We start from the raw sequence: 444 nt of genomic DNA on the forward strand, positions 1-444 counted from the left end.
AGAAAAAGCTTACTATGAATTTCAGTTGTGTAAACAGTTACAGGTTACCGGTTACCCTTGTGTATTGTTGCAAGCAAACGATTCAAAATTTTATTTATTAAGCAGAGGTTATACCGATTATGAAACACTAAAAACAAGAATTGAAAATGTGTTAAAAGAATTAGCTGCTCAGTAAAGATGGTATAGCAAATTTTCAATCTCTGCTTTATGCTGCCAGGGAATAAAATGGTTGGCATTATGAATGGTAATGGTATCAATTTTTTCTGCATTTATTAATGCTTGGGCACCAAATGCCATATTACCATAAGCTACGAATTGGTCTTTATCTCCATGCACAAAATAAACGGGACAGGTAACTTTAGAAAAATCGTTTTGTAATAATTGCAAATCTTTTTTTAAATACCAAAGCTCTGCATTAGATGGTCTGAAAGCCCCGGGCAATAA

1 protein-coding gene is annotated in these 444 nt (G+C 33.3%); it reads right to left on the minus strand.

Annotated elements, in window-relative coordinates:
• Positions 1–168 precede the first annotated feature (168 nt).
• Positions 169–444 (minus strand): alpha/beta fold hydrolase (locus E3E36_RS12025; RefSeq protein WP_167895599.1); only part of this gene is annotated, 276 nt, incomplete at its 5' end.

This window comes from Thermococcus sp. M36 (assembly GCF_012027355.1).
GTDB lineage: Archaea > Methanobacteriota_B > Thermococci > Thermococcales > Thermococcaceae > Thermococcus.